Origin of the sequence: Nonomuraea wenchangensis (assembly GCF_900111685.1) — a bacterium.
In the GTDB taxonomy this organism is placed as follows: domain Bacteria; phylum Actinomycetota; class Actinomycetes; order Streptosporangiales; family Streptosporangiaceae; genus Nonomuraea; species Nonomuraea wenchangensis.
On the sequence record NZ_FOHX01000001.1, the window covers coordinates 684,629 to 701,651 of the forward strand.

Annotated in this window: 14 protein-coding genes; 4 read left to right on the top strand and 10 right to left on the bottom strand. The window is 73.5% G+C overall.

The window, feature by feature from the left end; genetic code table 11:
* Positions 1-46: 46 nt before the first annotated feature.
* A complete protein-coding gene (locus BMW85_RS03320; RefSeq protein ID WP_091076607.1) occupies positions 47-757 on the bottom strand; it encodes a thioredoxin-like domain-containing protein in 711 nt (236 codons plus the stop codon).
* Positions 758-877: 120 nt separating this feature from the next.
* Here BMW85_RS03320 and BMW85_RS03325 point away from each other — a divergent pair, with 120 nt between their 5' ends.
* Together BMW85_RS03325 and BMW85_RS03330 are read left to right on the top strand one after the other, a co-directional pair.
* Entirely contained in the window at positions 878-1,534 is a 657-nt protein-coding gene (locus tag BMW85_RS03325) for a DUF305 domain-containing protein (RefSeq protein WP_245774584.1), read from the top strand.
* Positions 1,535-1,549: 15 nt separating this feature from the next.
* Complete coding sequence (locus BMW85_RS03330; RefSeq protein WP_091076610.1) at positions 1,550-2,950, top strand: phytoene desaturase family protein; 1,401 nt, start codon at positions 1,550-1,552, stop codon at positions 2,948-2,950.
* A gap of 17 nt (positions 2,951-2,967) precedes the next feature.
* Here the strand turns inward: BMW85_RS03330 and BMW85_RS03335 are convergent, their stop codons facing one another.
* The 6 genes from BMW85_RS03335 to BMW85_RS03360 all read right to left on the bottom strand — a co-directional run bounded on the left by BMW85_RS03335 (position 2,968) and on the right by BMW85_RS03360 (position 10,744).
* Positions 2,968-4,026 carry a threonine aldolase family protein gene (locus BMW85_RS03335; RefSeq protein ID WP_091076612.1) on the bottom strand — a complete coding sequence of 353 codons (1,059 nt, stop codon included), beginning with the start codon at positions 4,024-4,026 and terminating at the stop codon, positions 2,968-2,970.
* Complete coding sequence (locus BMW85_RS03340; protein ID WP_091076615.1) at positions 4,023-4,652, bottom strand: SDR family NAD(P)-dependent oxidoreductase; 630 nt, start codon at positions 4,650-4,652, stop codon at positions 4,023-4,025. The genes BMW85_RS03335 and BMW85_RS03340 overlap by 4 nt, the downstream gene beginning before the upstream one ends.
* Positions 4,649-6,721, bottom strand: coding sequence for a DUF6421 family protein (locus BMW85_RS03345; protein WP_091076617.1), 2,073 nt, complete (start codon positions 6,719-6,721; stop codon positions 4,649-4,651). Before BMW85_RS03345 ends, BMW85_RS03340 begins: the two co-directional genes overlap by 4 nt.
* A 70-nt stretch (positions 6,722-6,791) precedes the next feature.
* Entirely contained in the window at positions 6,792-7,448 is a 657-nt protein-coding gene (locus BMW85_RS03350; protein WP_091076620.1) for a response regulator, read from the bottom strand.
* A 69-nt stretch (positions 7,449-7,517) separates the two neighbouring features.
* A complete protein-coding gene (locus tag BMW85_RS03355; protein ID WP_091076622.1) occupies positions 7,518-9,257 on the bottom strand; it encodes a serine/threonine protein kinase in 1,740 nt (579 codons plus the stop codon).
* On the bottom strand, positions 9,257-10,744 hold the full coding sequence (locus BMW85_RS03360) for a zinc ribbon domain-containing protein (protein WP_091076625.1): 1,488 nt from the start codon (positions 10,742-10,744) through the stop codon (positions 9,257-9,259). The genes BMW85_RS03355 and BMW85_RS03360 overlap by 1 nt, the downstream gene beginning before the upstream one ends.
* 106 nt (positions 10,745-10,850) lie before the next feature.
* On the opposite strand from BMW85_RS03360, the gene BMW85_RS03365 reads away from it, so the two are divergent.
* Together BMW85_RS03365 and BMW85_RS03370 are read left to right on the top strand one after the other, a co-directional pair.
* Positions 10,851-12,905, top strand: a complete 2,055-nt coding sequence (locus tag BMW85_RS03365; protein WP_091076627.1) for a hydantoinase/oxoprolinase family protein — start codon at positions 10,851-10,853, stop codon at positions 12,903-12,905.
* Entirely contained in the window at positions 12,902-14,578 is a 1,677-nt protein-coding gene (locus BMW85_RS03370; protein ID WP_091076629.1) for a hydantoinase B/oxoprolinase family protein, read from the top strand. The genes BMW85_RS03365 and BMW85_RS03370 overlap by 4 nt, the downstream gene beginning before the upstream one ends.
* Here BMW85_RS03370 and BMW85_RS03375 read toward each other — a convergent pair.
* Genes BMW85_RS03375 through BMW85_RS03385 form a run of 3 tightly spaced genes read right to left on the bottom strand, consistent with a single transcriptional unit; the run spans position 14,545 to position 17,023 of the window.
* Positions 14,545-15,222, bottom strand: a complete 678-nt coding sequence (locus BMW85_RS03375) for an adenosylcobinamide amidohydrolase (protein WP_091076632.1) — start codon at positions 15,220-15,222, stop codon at positions 14,545-14,547. The genes BMW85_RS03370 and BMW85_RS03375 overlap by 34 nt on opposite strands.
* A complete protein-coding gene (locus tag BMW85_RS03380) occupies positions 15,219-15,992 on the bottom strand; it encodes an ABC transporter ATP-binding protein (protein WP_091076633.1) in 774 nt (257 codons plus the stop codon). Before BMW85_RS03380 ends, BMW85_RS03375 begins: the two co-directional genes overlap by 4 nt.
* Complete coding sequence (locus BMW85_RS03385; protein WP_091076636.1) at positions 15,989-17,023, bottom strand: FecCD family ABC transporter permease; 1,035 nt, start codon at positions 17,021-17,023, stop codon at positions 15,989-15,991. The genes BMW85_RS03380 and BMW85_RS03385 overlap by 4 nt, the downstream gene beginning before the upstream one ends.

Sequence of the window (17,023 nt, forward strand, 5' to 3'; positions counted from 1 at the left end):
CCGCTCGCGGGGTACTGCTTGCTCGCGGACTACCGCTTGCCGCGGGCTACTGCTGCGACGGGCTGGCCGACGGCTTGAGCGACTCCATCGGGGCGTTCTGCTGGCCCGTGGGCTCGGGCGGCAGCGGGGCCTCGTCGGCCGTGGTGGTGATGGCGTCGGGGCCGCCGCAGGTCGCGCCCGGCTCCGGCGTGTCGGCGCCGTTCTGGTAGCGCTTGATGAAGGCGGGCAGCTTGGGGTCGGCCGGGTCGGTCAGCTTGAGCTGGTGGCCCCAGGAGGACACGACGATCGGCGAGGGCAGGTTGGGGAACGGGCTCATCAGCATGTAGTCCTGCTGGCCCGTGGAGGTGGCGATCTCCTTCAGCTTGTCGATCTGGGCCTTCGGCAGGTCGGGCCGGTAGGTGATCCAGGCCGCGCCGTGCTCCAGCGAGTGGACTGCGTGCTCGGGGTGGATCGGCTTGTCGTAGATCGCGCACTGCTGCCAGTAGTTGTTGTGCTGGCCGCCGACCGGCGGGGTCTCCTTGTAGCTGACCGCGTTCCAGACGTGCTCGCCGGCTTCGTACTTGGCGCTCGTCACGGCGTCCAGCGACGTCTCACGGGCCTGCTTCACCAGGTAGAAGCCCACTACGCCGACCAGGACGACGATGATCAGCCCGCCCGTGCCCCACATGAGCAGCGCGGCGCGGCGTTGTTTGCGCTTCTGGTCGGCCCGCATCTTCTGCAGATGCTCGCGCCGCGCCTGCGCCTTCTCCTTCGTCATCGTTCCTCCATCGGCGTACCAACAGGGGTCACCTTATGCCCTTCCGGCGTATGCGGAGAATAAGGCGGACGTAAGGGAGGGATCTCAGGTTCGCCCCCAGGTGGGTACGCTGGACGCGTCATGGACAAGCCCCTGAGAAACCCCGTGCTCATCGTCTGCGGCGTGCTGGTGCTCGCCGCGGCGGCCTATCTGCTGTTCGCGCGTTCGGGCACGCCCGGCGACTCCTCGCCGGAGGCCGGCTTCGCCCGCGACATGGCCGCGCACCACGCGCAGGCCGTCGACATGTCCTTCGTCGTCAGGGACAAGCAGCCCGCCAAGGAGATCTCCAGCCTGGCCTTCGACATCATCAACACGCAGGCCAACCAGCGGGGCATGTTCCTCGGGTGGCTGCAGCAGTGGGGGCTCGACCAGGCCGGCCACGACAGGCCGATGGCGTGGATGCGCGGCCACGCGCACGGCGCCGCGGCGTCCGCCGCCGGCCCCTCGGGCGTCGCGAACACGGGCCTGATGCCCGGCATGGCCTCCCCCGAGGAGCTGGCCAAGCTCAGGGCGGCCGACGGCACGCAGGCCGAGGTGCTGTTCCTGCAGCTCATGATCCGCCATCATGAGGGCGGGGTGGAGATGGCCGAGGGCCTGCTCGCCCTGTCGACCCGGTCCGAGGTGGTGAGCATGGCGCAGAAGATCGTCCAGGGGCAGAACAGCGAGATCAAGCTGATGACCGGCCTGCTGCACCAGCGCGGCGCGCAGCCACTTCCCTCGATCCTCCAGCCGAAGTAGGCGGGCGCCCCGGGGATGGACGCTGACGCCGTGGTGGTCGGCTCCGGGCCCAACGGGCTCGTCGCCGCCGTCACGCTGGCCCGCGCCGGACGCCGGGTGCTGCTGCTGGAGGCGGCCGACCGGTTCGGCGGCGGGCTCCGCTCCGGCGAGCTGACCCTGCCCGGCCGGGTGCACGACTTCGGCGCGACCGTCATGGCGATGGCCCTCGCCTCGCCCGCCTTCCGCGGGCTGGAGCTGAAGGGCGTGGAGTTCGTCCATCCGCCGGTGCCCGCCGCCCATCCGCTGGACGGGCGTCCGGCGGTGCTGGTGCACCGCGACCCCGTACGCACCGCCGCCGGGCTCGGCCGCGACGCGCGCGCCTGGCTGGCGACCGTCGGCGCGACCGCGCGGGCCGGGCTGCCGCTGGTGGAGCTGCTGCTCAAGCCGCTCGGGCCGTGGGGCGGGGTGCCGCCGGCGGCGTTCGCGGCGGCGGCCGGGTTCGGGGCGGCGGCGCTGCTGCCCGCCACCACGTTCGCGCGGCGGGCCTTCCGTACGACGGAGGCGCGGGCGGTGATCGCCGGCATGGCCGCGCACTCCGTCCTCGACCTGCGCTCCCCCGTCAGCGCCGGCTACGGCCTGCTGCTGGCGTCCCTGGCCCACCTGGTGGGCTGGCCGCTGGTGCGTGGCGGGTCGCAGGTGCTGGCCGACGCGCTGGTGGCCGAGTTGCGCGCGCTGGGCGGCGAGGCCGTCACCGGGCACCGGGTGCGGCGGCTGGCCGAGGTGCGGGCCCCCGTCGTGGTGCTCGACGTGACGCCGAGGCAGCTGCTGGCCATGGCGGACCTGCCTTCCGCGTACCGGCGGCGGCTGGAGCGCTACCGCTACGGGCCGGGAGTGTTCAAGCTCGACTGGGCGCTGGACGGGCCGGTCCCGTGGCGGGATCCGGCGGTCGCCGGGGCGGGCACGGTCCACCTCGGCGGGACGCTGGAGGAGATCGCGCTCAGCGAGGCGGAGACGTCCAGGGGGCGGGTGTCGCCGCGGCCTTACGTGCTGGTGGTGCAGCCGTACGCGGCCGACCCGACGCGGGGCGGGCACACCCTGTGGGCCTACTGCCACGTCCCGAACGGCTCGCGCGCCGACCTCACCGGCGCGGTCGAGGCCCAGATCGAGAGGTACGCCCCCGGCTTCCGCGAGCGGGTGCTGGCCCGGCACGCCATGGGCCCGGCCGAGCTGGAGGCGTTCGACCCCAACCTGGTGGGCGGCGACATCTCCGGCGGGCTGTCCAGCCTCGCGCAGTTCCTGCGCCGCCCGGTGTGGTCCCCGGCGCCGTGGCGCACCCCGCTGCCGGGGGTGTTCCTGTGCTCGGCGGCGACGCCGCCGGGCGGCGGGGCGCACGGCATGGGCGGCTGGCAGGCCGCCCGGCTGGCCCTGCGCCCCTGACCGCCAGGGGCGATGGCTCAGGTTGCCGAGGCGGCCATCTCCTCGGCGACCGCCGCGGCGAAGGCGTCCACGTCGGCCTCGGTGGTGTCGAAGGCGCACATCCAGCGGACCTCGCCGGTGGCCTCGTTCCAGGTGTAGAAGCGGAAGCGCTTCTGCAGGCGCTCGGTGACATCGGGCGGCAGGACGACGAAGACCGCGTTGGCCTCGACCGGCCGGGGCAGGACGACGCCGGGGATGTCGCGGACCGCGTCGGCCAGCCGCCGCCCCATGGCGTTGGCCTGGCGGGCGTTGCGCAGCCACAGGTCGCCGCCGAGCAGCGCCTCGAACTGCGCCGAGACGAAGCGCATCTTCGACGACAGCTGCATGAACGTCTTGCGGATGTAGTCGACGCCGCTCGCCGCCTCCGGGTTGAGCACGACGACGGCCTCGCCGTACAGCAGCCCGATCTTGGTGCCGCCGAAGGAGAGCACGTCCACGCCAGCGTCGGTGGTGAGCGCCCGCATGGGCACGTCGAGCGCGGCGGCGGCGTTGGTGAGGCGGGAGCCGTCGAGGTGGACGAGCAGCCCCCGCTCGTGGGCGTGCGCGCAGAGGGCGGTGATCTCTTCGGGCGTGTAGAGGGTGCCGAGCTCGGTGGTGTTGGACAGCGACACCACGCGCGGCTGCGCGCGGTGCACGTCGCCGAAGCCCCACGCCTGCCGGTCGACCAGCTCGGGGGTGAGCTTGCCGTCCGGCGTGGGCACGGGCAGGAGCTTGATCCCGGCCGTGACCTCGGGCGCGCCGCCCTCGTCGGTGTTGATGTGGGCGCTCTCGGCGCAGATGACCGCCTCCCACGTGCGGGTCATGGCCCGCAGGGAGACGACGTTCGCGGCCGTGCCGTTGAAGACGGGCCACGCCTGCGCCTGCTCGCCGAAGTGGCGGCGGAAGACGTCCTGCAGCGCCTCGGTGTAGGCGTCCTCGCCGTAGGCGATCTGGTGTCCGCCGTTGGCCGTGACAATGGCCTGCAGGATCTCCGGGTGGACGCCGGCGTAGTTGTCGCTGGCGAACGCCTTGAGATGGGGGTCGTGCCGAGGGATCAAGAGGTGAGGTCCAATCGGGTGCCGTTGAGCTCGGCGGCGGGGCGGTCGTAGAGGCCGCCGATCGCCGCGGCGAGGTCGTTGACGTCGGTGAAGCCGGCGAAGCGGGCCTGCGGCTTGGCGGCCCGCATGGCGTCGTTGACGAGGGCCTTGACGACGAGGACGACGGCCGCCGACGAGGTGCCGGACAGCGCGTCGGCCAGGGAGAGCGTCCACGCCTCCGCCGCCGCCTTGGCCGCGGAGTAGGCCGCGCCCCCGGCGGACGGCTGCTCGGCCGCCTTGGCCGAGACGATCACGAAGCGGCCGTTGTCGCTGCGGCGCAGCAGCGGCTCGAAGGCCAGCGAGACGTGCTGGAGGGTGCGGATCAGCAGGTCGTGCAGCAGGTCCCAGTCGTCGAGCGAGGTCTCGGCGAAGGACGCGGACCCGCGCCAGCCGCCGACCAGGTGGACCACGCCGTCCACGTGGCCGTGCTCGCGCTCGACGCGCTCGGCGAGCCGCTGCACGGCGGCGCGGTCGAGCAGGTCGACGTCGTCCTTGTCGACGCCGATGACGGTGTGGCCGTCCTTGCGGAAGTGCGCCGTCACGGCCTCGCCGGTGGGGCCGCCGGCCCCCGTCACCAAGATGATCATGCGCGGAGCCCCTTAGTCGATTCGACCACGTCCGTCAGCTTACGACGCAGCGCCTCGTAGAACATGCTCAGGGGGAACTCGTCCGGCAGGACGGCGTCCACCTTGGCCTTCTGCTCCTCCGGCAGCGCCTCGACGCCCTTGGCCCAGACGGACGCCGGGTGCGGGGCCACGTAGGCGCTGACCAGCTCGTGGGCGGCCAGCCAGTGGGCGAGCTTGGAGCGGTCGATGCTGTCGCGGTAGAGCTTCTCCACCTCGCCGCGCAGGTCGGCCACGCCGTCGGCGACGCGCGCCCAGTCGATCGACAGCCGGTTGTCGGTCCAGCGGATGACGTCGTTGCGGTGCAGGTAGGCGAACAGGAGCTGGCCGCCGAGCCCGTCGTAGTTGCGCACCCGGTCACCGCTGATGGGGAAGCGGAACAGCCGGTCGAACAGGACGGCGTGCTGGACGTAGCGGGCGTGCGGCACGCCCTCCCGCTCCAGCTTGACCGCCTCGCCGAACGCGGTCAGGTCGCAGCGCAGCTCCTCCAGCGAGTACAGCCAGTACGGCATCCGCTGCTTGATCATGAACGGGTCGAACGGCAGGTCGCCGTGGCTGTGCGTACGGTCGTGGACGAGGTCCCACAGCACGAAGGTGTCCTCGGCGAGCGGCTGAGAGGCCAGCAGCCGGGCCGCGTCCGGCGGCAGGTCCAGCTTGAGCGTCTCGGCCGCCGCCGCCGAGACCCGGCGGAAGCGCGCGGCCTCGCGGTCGGCGAAGATGCCGCCCCAGGTGAAGCGGGCCGGCGTCTGCCGCACCGCGACGGTCTCGGGGAAGAGCACGGCCGAGTGGGTGTCGTAGCCGGAGGTGAAGTCCTGGAAGGCGATCGGCACGAACATCGGGTTGTCGTAGCCGCCGGCCTCCAGCCGGGCCAGCCAGTCCGGCCAGATCGTCCGGATCCAGACGGCCTCCAGGTTGCGGTTGGGGTTGCCGTTCTGGGTGTACATCGGGAAGACGACCAGGTGCTCCAGGCCGTCCACGCGCTGGGTGTCGGGGTGGAACAGGTCGAGCGAGTCGAGGAAGTCGGGGACGCCGAGCCCGGACGCGGCCCACTTGGCGAGGTCCGCGCGGACCGCCTCCAGGTAGGCGGCGTCGTGCGGGAAGTGCGGCGCCAGCTCGCCGACGGCGGCGGCGACGCGCTCGACCAGGGCGGCGGCCCGCTCCTTGGCCTCGTCCGGCACCGAGCCGTCCTTGACCTGCAGCGGGCGCAGCTCCTCGACGAGGTCCTTGAGCCGGGCGAACAGCTCGGCCTTCACCGCGTCGCGGGCGCCGGCCGCCGCGCCGTCCTCGGGGACGCGGGCGGCCCAGGTGACGACGTTGCCCCAGAGGGCGCGGTGGTCGTAGTCGTCGATCGAGTCGTCGCCGAACAGGTCGGAGTCGGCGAACGCGACGACCCTGCCCTGCCCGTGCCGCACGGCCACCGCGAGCGGCGCGCCCGCCGGGTCGGCCGTGGCGGAGGTCGTGAACAGCACCGTGGCGTCGCGGCCCGGCTCCACCGTCAGCACGCCGCTGCGGTAGAAGCAGGCGTCCCGCACGCCGGCGAGCAGGCCGCCGGCGGTGGCGCGCTCGGCGCGCACCCAGGTGGCGACGCCCTGGTGGGCGTGGCCGGGGTCGCGGACCGTGGTGTGGCCGACGCCGAGGCCGAAGCGGGCGAGCAGGTCGCGCAGGTTGTTGCCGTACTTGTCCTGCTCCTCCTCGGCCAGCACGACGAGCCCGCCGCCGGCTGCCACGTACGCCTCGACGGCGTCGAGCTCCTCGCCGGACAGGATGGGGCTGCCCTGTCCGGTGGTGCGCTCCCAGCGCTCGCCCGAGGGGTGCGCGATGACCAGCACGTCCTGCTCGGCGAGGACGTCCGGCTGGAGCGTTCCCGACGTGCGGGCGGTCACCGTGTGCCCGAGATGGCGCAGCAGCTCGGCCGCCCGCGCGTAGCTGTTGTCATCGGGGTGGGCGGGGTTGATGGCCTCGGCCACCTCGCGCCGCACGGTCCACGACTCGCTGTGGGCCTCGTCGAACAGCACCCGGGGGAACGCACGCATGAAATATCTCCTGTATCGACCGCCTTATGCCGAAAAATATACACAAAGAGGGTGATGGTTGGATACAACCTCAGGCCGCTCCCGGCCGGACGACCCCCGACTCGTACGCGAACACCACCGCCTGCGCCCGGTCCCGCAGGGACAGCTTCATGAGCACCCGCGCCACGTGCGTCTTCACCGTCGCCTCCCCCACGAACAGCTCGCCGGCGATCTCGGCGTTGGTCAGGCCGCGGGCCAGCAGCCGCAGCACCTCCAGCTCGCGCGGCGTCAGCTCGCCCAGCATCGGCGACGGCTTCGGCTCGGCCCGTCCGGCGAACGTGGCGATCACCCGGCTGGTCACCGCCGGGTCGAGCAGCGCGTCGCCCGCGTGCACCACTCTTATGGCCTCCAGGAGCTGCTCCGGCGGCGAGACCTTCAGCAGGAAGCCGCTGGTGCCGGCGCGCAGCGCCGCGTAGAGGTTCTCGTCGGTGTCGAACGTCGTCAGCGTGATGACCTTCGGCGGCGACGGCGTGTCGAGCAGCTCCCTGGCCGCCGACAGCCCGTCCAGCCGGGGCATCGAGATGTCCATGAGGACGATGTCCGGGCGCGTGCGCCGCGCCACGGAGATCGCCTCCCGCCCGTCGGCCGCCTCGCCGACGACTTCCATGCCGGGGTCGCTGTCGACGACCATGCGCAGCCCGGCTCTCACCATCGCCTGGTCGTCCGCGATGACTATGCGTATGCCCACAGCCGGAGGGTAGACTCCGGGCATATGCCTTGAACACCCAGGTCAAGCCGGGTGCAAGTCAGTTCCAAGTCACGAGACCTGGATGCTCTGCCTGAAGCGGGCCTGGGTCGCGTCGTCGCAGTTCGACTTGGCGCAGAAGTACATCACGAGCATGTTCTTGGGCTGCCTGGCGATGACGTAGCTGACGAAGCCGAGCCGGGCGCCGCTCGACTGGTCGATGATGGAGCCGTCGAAGCGGGTGGCCGGTTTGTTGCCCGCCTGGTCCTGCACCGGCTTGCCCACGTCGACCGTGCCGGGCAGCAGGGAGTCCATCTTGGCCTTCATCGAGTCGGAGTCGCCGGCCGGGTCCAGGGTGTCGGAGATCTGCACGTACACACCGGAGGCGCCCTCCGGGTCGTCGGCGATCACCTGCGAGATCGCCGACCAGTCGGCGCCGGGACCGGCCACGAACAGCGACTCGAACTCCGTCGCGTGCGGCGAGGCCACGGCGAACAGGTCCCGGTGGGTGCGCGCCGTCCAGTCGCCGGGGTAGTCGAAGGCGACCGGCGCGGCCGGGCTGGGCTGGTAGCGGGTCCAGGTGTCGCCGCGATGGCTGAAGACGATGAACGCCACCAGCGCCAGCGCGGTGACGGCGGCGACCAGCGTGACCGCCACGATCGGCACCCTGCCGGGCCGCTTGCCGCGTGCGGCGGGCGTGGTCGCCGGCGCGGGCGCGTAGGTGCCGGGGCTGGGGTGCGGGCCGGAGGGCGGGCCTCCGTACGGATAGGAGTGCGGCCCCGAGGAGCCCGGCACGGAGTGCGGGCCGGAGCCGGGCCCCGAGCCCGGGAACGAGCCCGGAATCGAGCCAGGGATCGAGCCCGGAATTGAGCGGGGCCCGGAGGAACCCGGCACGGAGCCCGGGCCGGAGTGCGGGCTCGTCCCGGGGCGCGGCACCAGGCCGCCGCCCAGCAGCGCGTCCGGGTCGGCCTGGGGGCCGCTGATCGCGTCACGGAGCGCGGTGACGAACTCGGTGCAGGTGGCGTAGCGCTGCTCGGGCGCCTTGGCCAGCGCCCGCGCCATCACGGCGTCCACCTGCGGCGGCAGCTCGGGCCTGATGTGCGACAGCGGCACGGGCTGCTCGGCGAGGTGCGCCCAGAGCAGCGCGATGTCGTTCTCCCGCTGGAACGGCAGCCGCCCCGACAGCGCCTCGTAGACCACGCAGGCCAGCGCGTACTGGTCGCAGCGCCCGTCGATGTGCTCCTTGTTGATCTGCTCGGGCGACATGTACCGGGGCGTGCCGATGAACTGGTCGGTCTGGGTCAGCCCGGAGATGGACGAGCGGTGCTTGGTGATGCCGAAGTCGGTGAGGTAGACGTGGTCGCCGGCCAGCAGGATGTTGGCCGGCTTGACGTCGCGGTGGATGAGGTCGTGGGCGTGGGCGGCGTCGAGCGCGGCGGCCACCTGCGCGAAGATGCGGTTGGCCGGGCCGAGCGGCAGCGGCCCCCGGTCGTGGATGAAGCGGCGCAGGTCGAGGCCGTCCACGTAACGCATGGCGATGTAGAGCACGCCGTCGGCGTCGGCGTTGGCCTCGTAGATCGGGATGATGTTGGGGTGCTCGATGCTGGCGACGGTCCTGGACTCCAGGATGAACCGCTGCCTGAACCGGTCGTCGACGCTGAGCACCGGGTTGAGGATCTTCAGCGCGACGCGGCGGCTCAACCGGGGGTCGAGCGCCAGGTAGACGACGGCCATGCCGCCCTTGCCGACGATGTCCTCGATGTAGTACCCGGCCACCTCCTGGCCGATGAGCGATCTGTCGTTCAAGTGCATCACGTCTCGATGGGGTGTCCGCAGTAGCCGCAGAAGCGGTGACCGGCGCCCAGTCTCATGCCACAGGAAACGCAGTACTTCATCGGGCCCTCCTGCGCCGTCAGGACCTGCTGCTGCTGCGGGACCACCTGGAACGGCTGGGAGCGCCGGACGACGACGGTCTGGCTGGCGCCTTCGTCGAACGCGGGGCCGGTCGCAAGCGGTGGCGGCAGTTCTTCCGTACGTCTGTCAGGAGTGCGGCGGCGCCACAGCAGATACGCCCCGCCGCCCGCGGCGAGGAAGAGGACGCCGGCCGCCACCAGGAACGGCCACAGCGGCCGGGAGGAGGAGGCCGGGGGCGCGGCGAGCTGCTTGGTGCCCTGGTCCTCGGGGCCGCCGCGCTTGGCCAGCGTGGTCTTGAGCAGGTTGGCGGCCACCACGTCGCCGGGGTAGAGCTCCAGCACGCGCTGGAAGCCCGGCGCGGCCTCGGTGTAGTACTTGGTGTGGTAGCGGGCGAGCGCCGCCTCGAACGCGGTGTCGATGGCTCCGCGGCGCGGCGTCACCTTGGCCTGGGTGAGGACGTTCAGGACCTCGCGGATCCCGAGCATCTTGCCTTCCTTGCCGCCGCCGATGAGCAGGCCGATGACGTGGCCGTCCTTGTCGCCGATGACCGGCGCGCCCACCATGCCCTTGTCGGCCATGGCGCCCAGCTCGGCCGGCTCGTCCACCTTCTTCTCCGGGTCGCCGAACGGCCGGCCCGTCTGGCCCTTGCCGCCGCCCTGCCCGAGGTGGGCGATCGTGACGGTGTGCTGCACGTCCGGGCCGGGGCGGCCGAGGAAGCCCGCGACGTTGGTGGGCGAGCCCACCTGGTCGGGCACCTTGTCGGCCAGCGGCGCGGTCGGCATGCCGACGCCGGTCGCGGGGGTCAGCGGCACCAGCACCGCGGGGTCGTCGGGGTCGGGGCCGGCCTTGATGCACTTGACCTTGTAGCCGTCGGTGCTGGCCGGGGTGACGTTGGGGTACGCGGTGATCTCGGTCGTGACGTCGATGATGCAGGTGGCGGTGTCGGTCTTGGGCGGGTAGCACTCCTGCAGGTGGTGGTTGAGCCGGTCGTCGGAGAGCTTGTGCTTCTTGTAGTCGGCCGGGATCTTCACCTTGTGGTGCTCGGCGAAGATCCTGTTGGCGGCGTAGACGGCGACGTCGTCGGAGTTGACCGCCAGGCGGCGCAGACCGACGACGGTGCCGTCGGGGTTGACGACCGTGCCGGTGCCCGACGCGAAGGGGATGTCGTAGGACCGCTCCACGTGTTTCAGCTCGCCGATGTGGTCGAGCAGGGTGATCTCCACGTGGGAGACCGCTTCCAGGCGTACCACGGCGGGGGTGACCAGGTCCGTGATGCCGCTGGGGTGGTCGTGGGCCGCGGCCGGCGCCGCGGTCAGGAACACCGCCGCCGACATGACCGCCGACATCGCCGCGACGGCACCGAGAAGAGCTGTGAGGCGCGCCATCTCTCCGCTCCCAACACAAGGACTAGGACCAGCGTCCCAATCACCCGTCGTAAGTCAATAGACCACTACGTAGACAAGCGCTTGCTAGGGGGCGTAGCGTACCCGGGTGGCCTACTCGATCGGCGTCGATGTCGGCGGCACCTTCACCGATGTGGTCCTTCGAGATACGTCCGGCGCGATTTCCGTGGCCAAGTGCTTGAGTACCCACTACGACCCCATCGCGGGAATCGTGGCGGGCGTTACGCGCGCGCTCGGCGGCCGGGATCCCGCGCAGGTCACGCGGGTGGTGCACGCCACGACGCTGGCCACCAACGCGGTGCTGGAGCGGACCGGCGTACGTGTCGCCTATGTCACGACTCAGGGTTTTCGTAGCGTCGTGCCGCTCGGCCGCTACGCCCGCGTCGAGGAGGACCGCTACGACCTCCGCTTCACCCCGCCCCCTCCCCCGGTCGCGCCCGAGGACTGCTTCGAGGTGACCGAGCGCGTCTCGGCGCGCGGCGAGGTCCTGACACCCCTCGACGACGCCTCCGTACGCCGGGTCGCCGCCGAGATCGCCCGGCGCGGCATCGGCTCGGCCGCCGTGTGCCTGCTGCACGCCTACGCCAACCCCGCCCACGAGCGGCGGGTCGCGGAGATCCTGCGCGCGTCGGTGCCGTCGGTCGTGACCAGCACGGAGGTGTGGCCGGAGATCCGCGAGTACGAGCGCGCCACCACCACCATCATGTCCGCCTACGTCGGCCCGCTCATGGCCTCCTACCTGTCCCGGCTGCGCGAGCGGCTGGCCGCGCTCGGGATCCGCGCCCCCGTCCACGTCATGGAGTCCGGGGGCGGCGTCGTCTCCGCCGAGCTGGCCGCGCGGCGGGCCGTGGCCACCATCGAGTCGGGGCCGGCGGCCGGGGTGCTGGCGGCGGCCGGGGCCGGGTTCGCCGACGCGATCTCGTTCGACATGGGCGGGACCACCGCCAAGGCGTGCGTGGTGCGCGGCGGGCGGCCGGAGATCACGCACGAGTTCCACGTCGGCGGCAAGGGCAGCTTCGGCGGGCGGCGGGCGGGCACCGGCGTGCCCATCAGGACCCCGGCCATCGACCTGGCGGAGGTGGGCGCGGGCGGCGGCAGCGTGGCCTGGCTGGACCCGGCGGGCACGCTGCGCGTCGGGCCGCGCTCGGCCGGGTCGTCCCCCGGCCCCGCCTGCTACGGGCTGGGCGGCGCGGAGCCCACGGTCACGGACGCCAACCTGGTGCTCGGCTACCTCGCCTCCGCCTCGATCCCGCTCACGCCGGCCCTCGCGGAGCAGGCGCTCGACCGGCTCGCCGGGCCGCTCGGCGTGGCCCGGGAGGAGGCGGCACGGGCGGTGCACGAGATCGTCAGCGCCGCGATGGCCTCCGCCGTGCACGTCGTGACCGTGCAGCGGGGCATCGACCCGCGCGGCTTCGCCCTGGTGGCCTTCGGCGGGGCGGGGCCCATGCACGCGGCGCGGGTGGCCGAGCGGTTCGGGATCGCGACGGTCGTGGTGCCCGCCCACTGCGGGGTGGCCTCGGCGGCGGGGCTGCTGGCCGGCGACCTCGCCACCGAGCGGGTCCGGTCCCGGCTCGACGCGGGCGACCCCGAGCCGGTCTTCGCCGGGCTCGTGGCGGAGGCGGCGGCCGACCTGGGGGTGTCGCCGGCCGATCCGGAGGTGCGGGTGGAGCGGTCGGTGGACGTGCGTTTCGTCGGCCAGTCGCACGACCTCACGGTGGCGTGGTCGCCGTCCCGCGACGAGCTCGCCGCCCGTTTCGCCGGGCGGTACCGGCAGGTGTACGGGATCGCGCAGCGCGGCGAGATCGAGCTGGTCGGCTACCGCGTCCGTGTCACCGCCCCCGCGCAGGCCCGCGAGCGCCCGATATCCGCCGTCGTCGGGACCCCCGAGCACCCGCCGCCCGCTCCTGCGGCGCGCCCCGGCCCGGCCGGCGCGGCCGGCGCGGGCGGGAGGCGTAGGGCGTACTTCGGCGAGTGCGGCGGCTTCGTCGAGGTGCCCGTGCACACCCGGGTGAGCCTGCCGGAGCGGTTGCCCGGCCCTGCGATCGTCGAGGACGCGGAGTCCACGATCGTGGTCCCGCCCTCCTGGACCGCCGCCCCCGCCCCCGCCGGCGCGGTCCACCTCACCCGGGGAGGCCGCCCGTGACGGACGCCCTGACCGCCGAGGTGCTGCGCAACGCGCTGGTCGTGGCCGCCGAGGAGGCCAGCATCGTCGTGGTGCGCTCGGCGTACTCGACGTTCATCGTGGAGGGGTCCGACGCCTCGGCGGCCGTACTGGACGCCCGCGGCCGGCTGGTCGCGCAGTCCATGGCCACCACGCTCATGAACAGCATGGCGCTGCGCACCGCGCTGCCCGAGCTGCTCGCCGACCACCCGCCGGAGACGATGCGGCCCGGCGACGTGTACGCGCTCAACGACGCCTATCGGGGCGGCGTGCACACCAACGACCTGCTGGTCTACCGGCCGGTGTTCGTCGGGGGCGCGCCGGCGTACTTCACCGCCACCATGATCCACGTCTCCGACCTGGGCGGGCTGTCGGCGGGCGGCATGGCCCCGCTGGCCACGGACATCTTCCTGGAGGGCCTGCAGCTCCCGCCGGTCCGCCTGGCCACCGAGGCCGGACTGGACCCGGCCATCGAGGCCGTGCTGCGGGCCAACAGCCGCACGCCGGACAAGGTCATGGGGGACGTCCGCGCGCTCGTCGCCGGGACGGCGGTGGCCGCCGCCCGCATAGAGTCCCTGCTGGCCGAGCACGGCGAGAAAGGGCTGGCGGCGGGCGTCGACGACTACCTCGACCACACCGAGGCCCGCACCCGCGCCTCGCTCGCGGCGCTGCCGGAGGGGCGCTACGCGGCGGCGTACCCGATCGACGACGACGGGATCGACCTGGGCAGGACGCACGACGTGCGGGTCACGGTCACGCTCGGGGAGGGCCGCGCCGTGCTCGACTTCGCCGGCACCGGCCCGCAGGTGCCGGCCGCGGTCAACGCCTCGGCCTCGCAGTCCCTGGCCGCCGCCGTCTTCGCGATCCGCTGCTTCCTGGACCCGGCGATCCCCATGAACGACGGCTGCCTGCGCGCGATCGAGGTGCGCCTGCCGGAGGGGTCGCTGCTGAACGCCCGCTCGCCGTATCCGTGCGGCGGCCGGTACGTCCCGATCTACGCCGCCATGGAGGCCGTCTTCCAGGCGATGTCGGACGCGGTGCCCGAGCGCGCGATCGCGGCCAGCGGGATCCTGCAGCCGTTCTCGATCGCGGCGGTGGGGGCGCCGTACTGGATCCACCTGGCCTACGACTTCGGCGGGGTGGGCGCGCGGCGCGGGCTGGACGGCCCGGACGCGACCGGCGTGCACTTCGGCGTCGGCCGCAACTCGGTGCCGCAGGCCGAGCCCGTGGAGAGCCGCTGCCCGCTCGTCGTGGAGTCGATCGAGACGATCCCGGACTCGGGCGGGCCTGGCCGGTGGCGGGGCGGGCTGGGCTCGCGCACGGTCTACCGCTTCCTCGCCGACTGCCATGTCACCACCAGGGGCGACCGGCTGCGCCTGCCTCCCCCGGGCCGCGACGGCGGGCTGCCCGGCCGTCTCGGCGGCTTCTACCGGCGTCACCTCGACGGCCGCATGGAACGGCTCGCCTCGAAGGTGAACAATGTCCGCTTCGCCGCCGGGGAGGCGTTCGTGGTGGAGACCACGGGCGGCGGCGGCCTCGGCCCGCCCGCCGAGCGGGACCGGGAGGCGGTCCGCGCCGATCTCGCGGCGGGCCGGGTGACGGCGAGGGGCGCGGCCGAGGACTACGGTCTCGGCCCGTCCTCCGGGGTGAGGTGACGCTCCGGGGTGAGGTGACGCTGCCGCCACGCCTCGGCGCCGCGCCGGATGGCGGTGTGGACGGCGCGGGCGGCCCGCGCGCCCCACTCAGAGCGCGGCCCACCGAACAGCTCCTGGGGCCCGTCGGAGGGCACGGCCACGCAGACCGCGTCGGAGGCCGTGCCCGTGCCCGCGTAGCCGGTCTCGGCCAGCGCCTGGGCCTTGGCCTCGGTCACCGTCATCACCAGGTTGACCAGGGCGGCGTCGGTCATGGCGACCGGCAGCGCGACCACGATGTTGACGGTGCCCACCCTGACCGGGGCCAGCTCGGGGTCGGGGGCGTCCTCGGGCGCGGCGGCCCAGGTGGGGACGCGCAGCCCCACGGTCGCCCAGGCGTCCACGCCGCCGTCGGACGCCTGGACGTAGCGGTCCACGGAGGCGGCGGTCATCATCCCGACGCCGGTGCCGCCCGGACCTAACGACGTCAGGTGCTCGATCGGGTCCATGCGCGCGTACCCGGCGACGACCTGGGCGTTCAGCACCCACTCGCGTTCGCCGATGCCGCCGCCGAGCACGGCCGAGGAGATCATCCGCCAGCCGGGCCCGAACTCCCACAGCAGCGCCCCGAGCCGCGTCCCCTCCTCCGTGCGGTACGTCAGCCTCACGACCCACTCCTCACCAGGTGCACGACCGGCCGGCCGTCCGGCCCCGGCTCGATCTTCACATGGGCGCCGAAGTGCCGTCCCACGAGCTCCTCGGTCAGCACCTCGGCGGGCAGGCCGGAGGCGGCCGCGCGGCCGGCGGCGAGCAGGAGCAGCGCGTCGGCGTACAGGCCGGCCACGGTCAGGTCGTGCAGGGTCGTGACGACGGTGAGCCCGTCGGCCCGGCGCAGCCGGTCCACCAGCTCCAGCACCTGCTGCTGGTGGCCGAGGTCGAGGGCGGTGGTCGGCTCGTCGAGCAGCAGCACGGGGGCCTGCTGGGCGAGCGCCCTGGCCAGCACGACGCGCTGGCGCTCCCCGCCGGACAGCTCGCCGACCCGCCGCCCGGCCAGCTCCGTCAGGTCGAGCCTGGCCAGCACGGACGCGGTCACCTCCCGGTCGTGGCCGCTCTCGCGCCCCAGGTAGGGGATGTACGGCGTCCGCCCCAGCAACGCGTAGTCGAAGACCGACATGTCGGGTGGCAGGGAGGGCGTCTGCGGCGCGTACGCGACCAGCCTGGCCCGTGCCCGCGGCTTCAGCCCGGCCGCCGGCCGCCCGTCCAGCAGCACCTCGCCCTTGTGCTCGACCAGCCCCATCACGGCCTTGAGCAGGGTGGACTTGCCGGCCCCGTTCGGCCCGATGACGGCCACCCATTCGCCCTGGCGCACCCGCATGCCGACGTCGCGGACGACGTCCCGCTCGCCGAGCCGGACGGTCACCCCCCGGGTCTCGATCATGTCTCCGCCCGCCGCGTCATCCTGAGCACGCCGACGAAGAACGGCGCCCCCACGAACATCGTCACCACGCCGATCGGCAGCTCGGCCGGGGCGAGCACGGTGCGCGCCACGAGGTCGGCGAGCACCAGGAAGGCCGCCCCGCCGAGCAGCGACAGCGGCAGCACGATCCGGTACGAGCCGCCCGCCAGCCGCCGCACCACGTGCGGCACGACGATGCCCACGAACCCGATCAGCCCGCTCACCGCCACGGCCGCCGCCGTGGCCAGCGAGGCCGCGAGCAGCACGACCAGGCGTACCCGGGCTGCGGCCACGCCCAGGCTGACGGCCTCCTCGTCGCCGACGGACAGCACGTCCAGCATCCGCCCGTGCAGCAGGAGCAGCACGGCGGCGACCACCGCGTACGGCAGCACCAGCCAGAACTGGTCCCAGCCGCCGCCGACGTCGCCGAGGATCCACGAGTAGATCCGCTGCAGCTCCTCCACCTTGAACTGCTGCACGAACGTCTGGATCGCGGTCAGGAACGACGTCACCGCCACCCCGGCCAGCACCAGCGTGGCGGTGCCGCCGGAGCGCCCGGCGGTGTTCCCCAGCGTGTACGCCAGCAGCACCCCGCACACGGCCCCGGCGAAGGCCGCGGCGGGGACGCCGCCCGCCAGCGCCGGCAGCGCGACGATGGCGAGCGTGGCCGCGAGCCCCGCCCCGGCCGCCGCGCCCAGCAGGTAGGGATCGGCGAGCGGGTTGCGGAACACCCCCTGGTAGCCGGCCCCCGCCAGGGCGAGCAGCCCGCCCACCACGGCGGCGACCAGCACGCGGGGCAGCCGCAGCTCGAACAGCAGCCCCTGCTCGACCGGCGCGAGCCCCGAGTCGACCTGCACGAACGGCAGCCAGTCCACGGCCTGGAGCACCACCTGCCAGGGCGACATGTCGGCCGCCCCGCCGAGCAGCCCGGCGACCATCGAGACGGCCAGCACGCCGAGGGCGCCCGCCAGCCACAGAGGTCTGGCCCGCGACGGGCCGGCCTGTCCCGTCAC

What these genes read in the sequence shown, in the direction of transcription:
- BMW85_RS03330 (WP_091076610.1), top strand. Translation starts at nt 1,550, where the DNA reads ATGGACGCTGACGCCGTGGTGGTCGGCTCCGGGCCCAACGGGCTCGTC.
- BMW85_RS03325 (WP_245774584.1), top strand. Translation starts at nt 878, where the DNA reads ATGGACAAGCCCCTGAGAAACCCCGTGCTCATCGTCTGCGGCGTGCTG.
- BMW85_RS03320 (WP_091076607.1), bottom strand. Translation starts at nt 757, where the DNA reads ATGACGAAGGAGAAGGCGCAGGCGCGGCGCGAGCATCTGCAGAAGATG.
- BMW85_RS03360 (WP_091076625.1), bottom strand. Translation starts at nt 10,744, where the DNA reads ATGGCGCGCCTCACAGCTCTTCTCGGTGCCGTCGCGGCGATGTCGGCG.
- BMW85_RS03355 (WP_091076622.1), bottom strand. Translation starts at nt 9,257, where the DNA reads ATGCACTTGAACGACAGATCGCTCATCGGCCAGGAGGTGGCCGGGTAC.
- BMW85_RS03380 (WP_091076633.1), bottom strand. Translation starts at nt 15,992, where the DNA reads ATGATCGAGACCCGGGGGGTGACCGTCCGGCTCGGCGAGCGGGACGTC.
- BMW85_RS03345 (WP_091076617.1), bottom strand. Translation starts at nt 6,721, where the DNA reads ATGCGTGCGTTCCCCCGGGTGCTGTTCGACGAGGCCCACAGCGAGTCG.
- BMW85_RS03340 (WP_091076615.1), bottom strand. Translation starts at nt 4,652, where the DNA reads ATGATCATCTTGGTGACGGGGGCCGGCGGCCCCACCGGCGAGGCCGTG.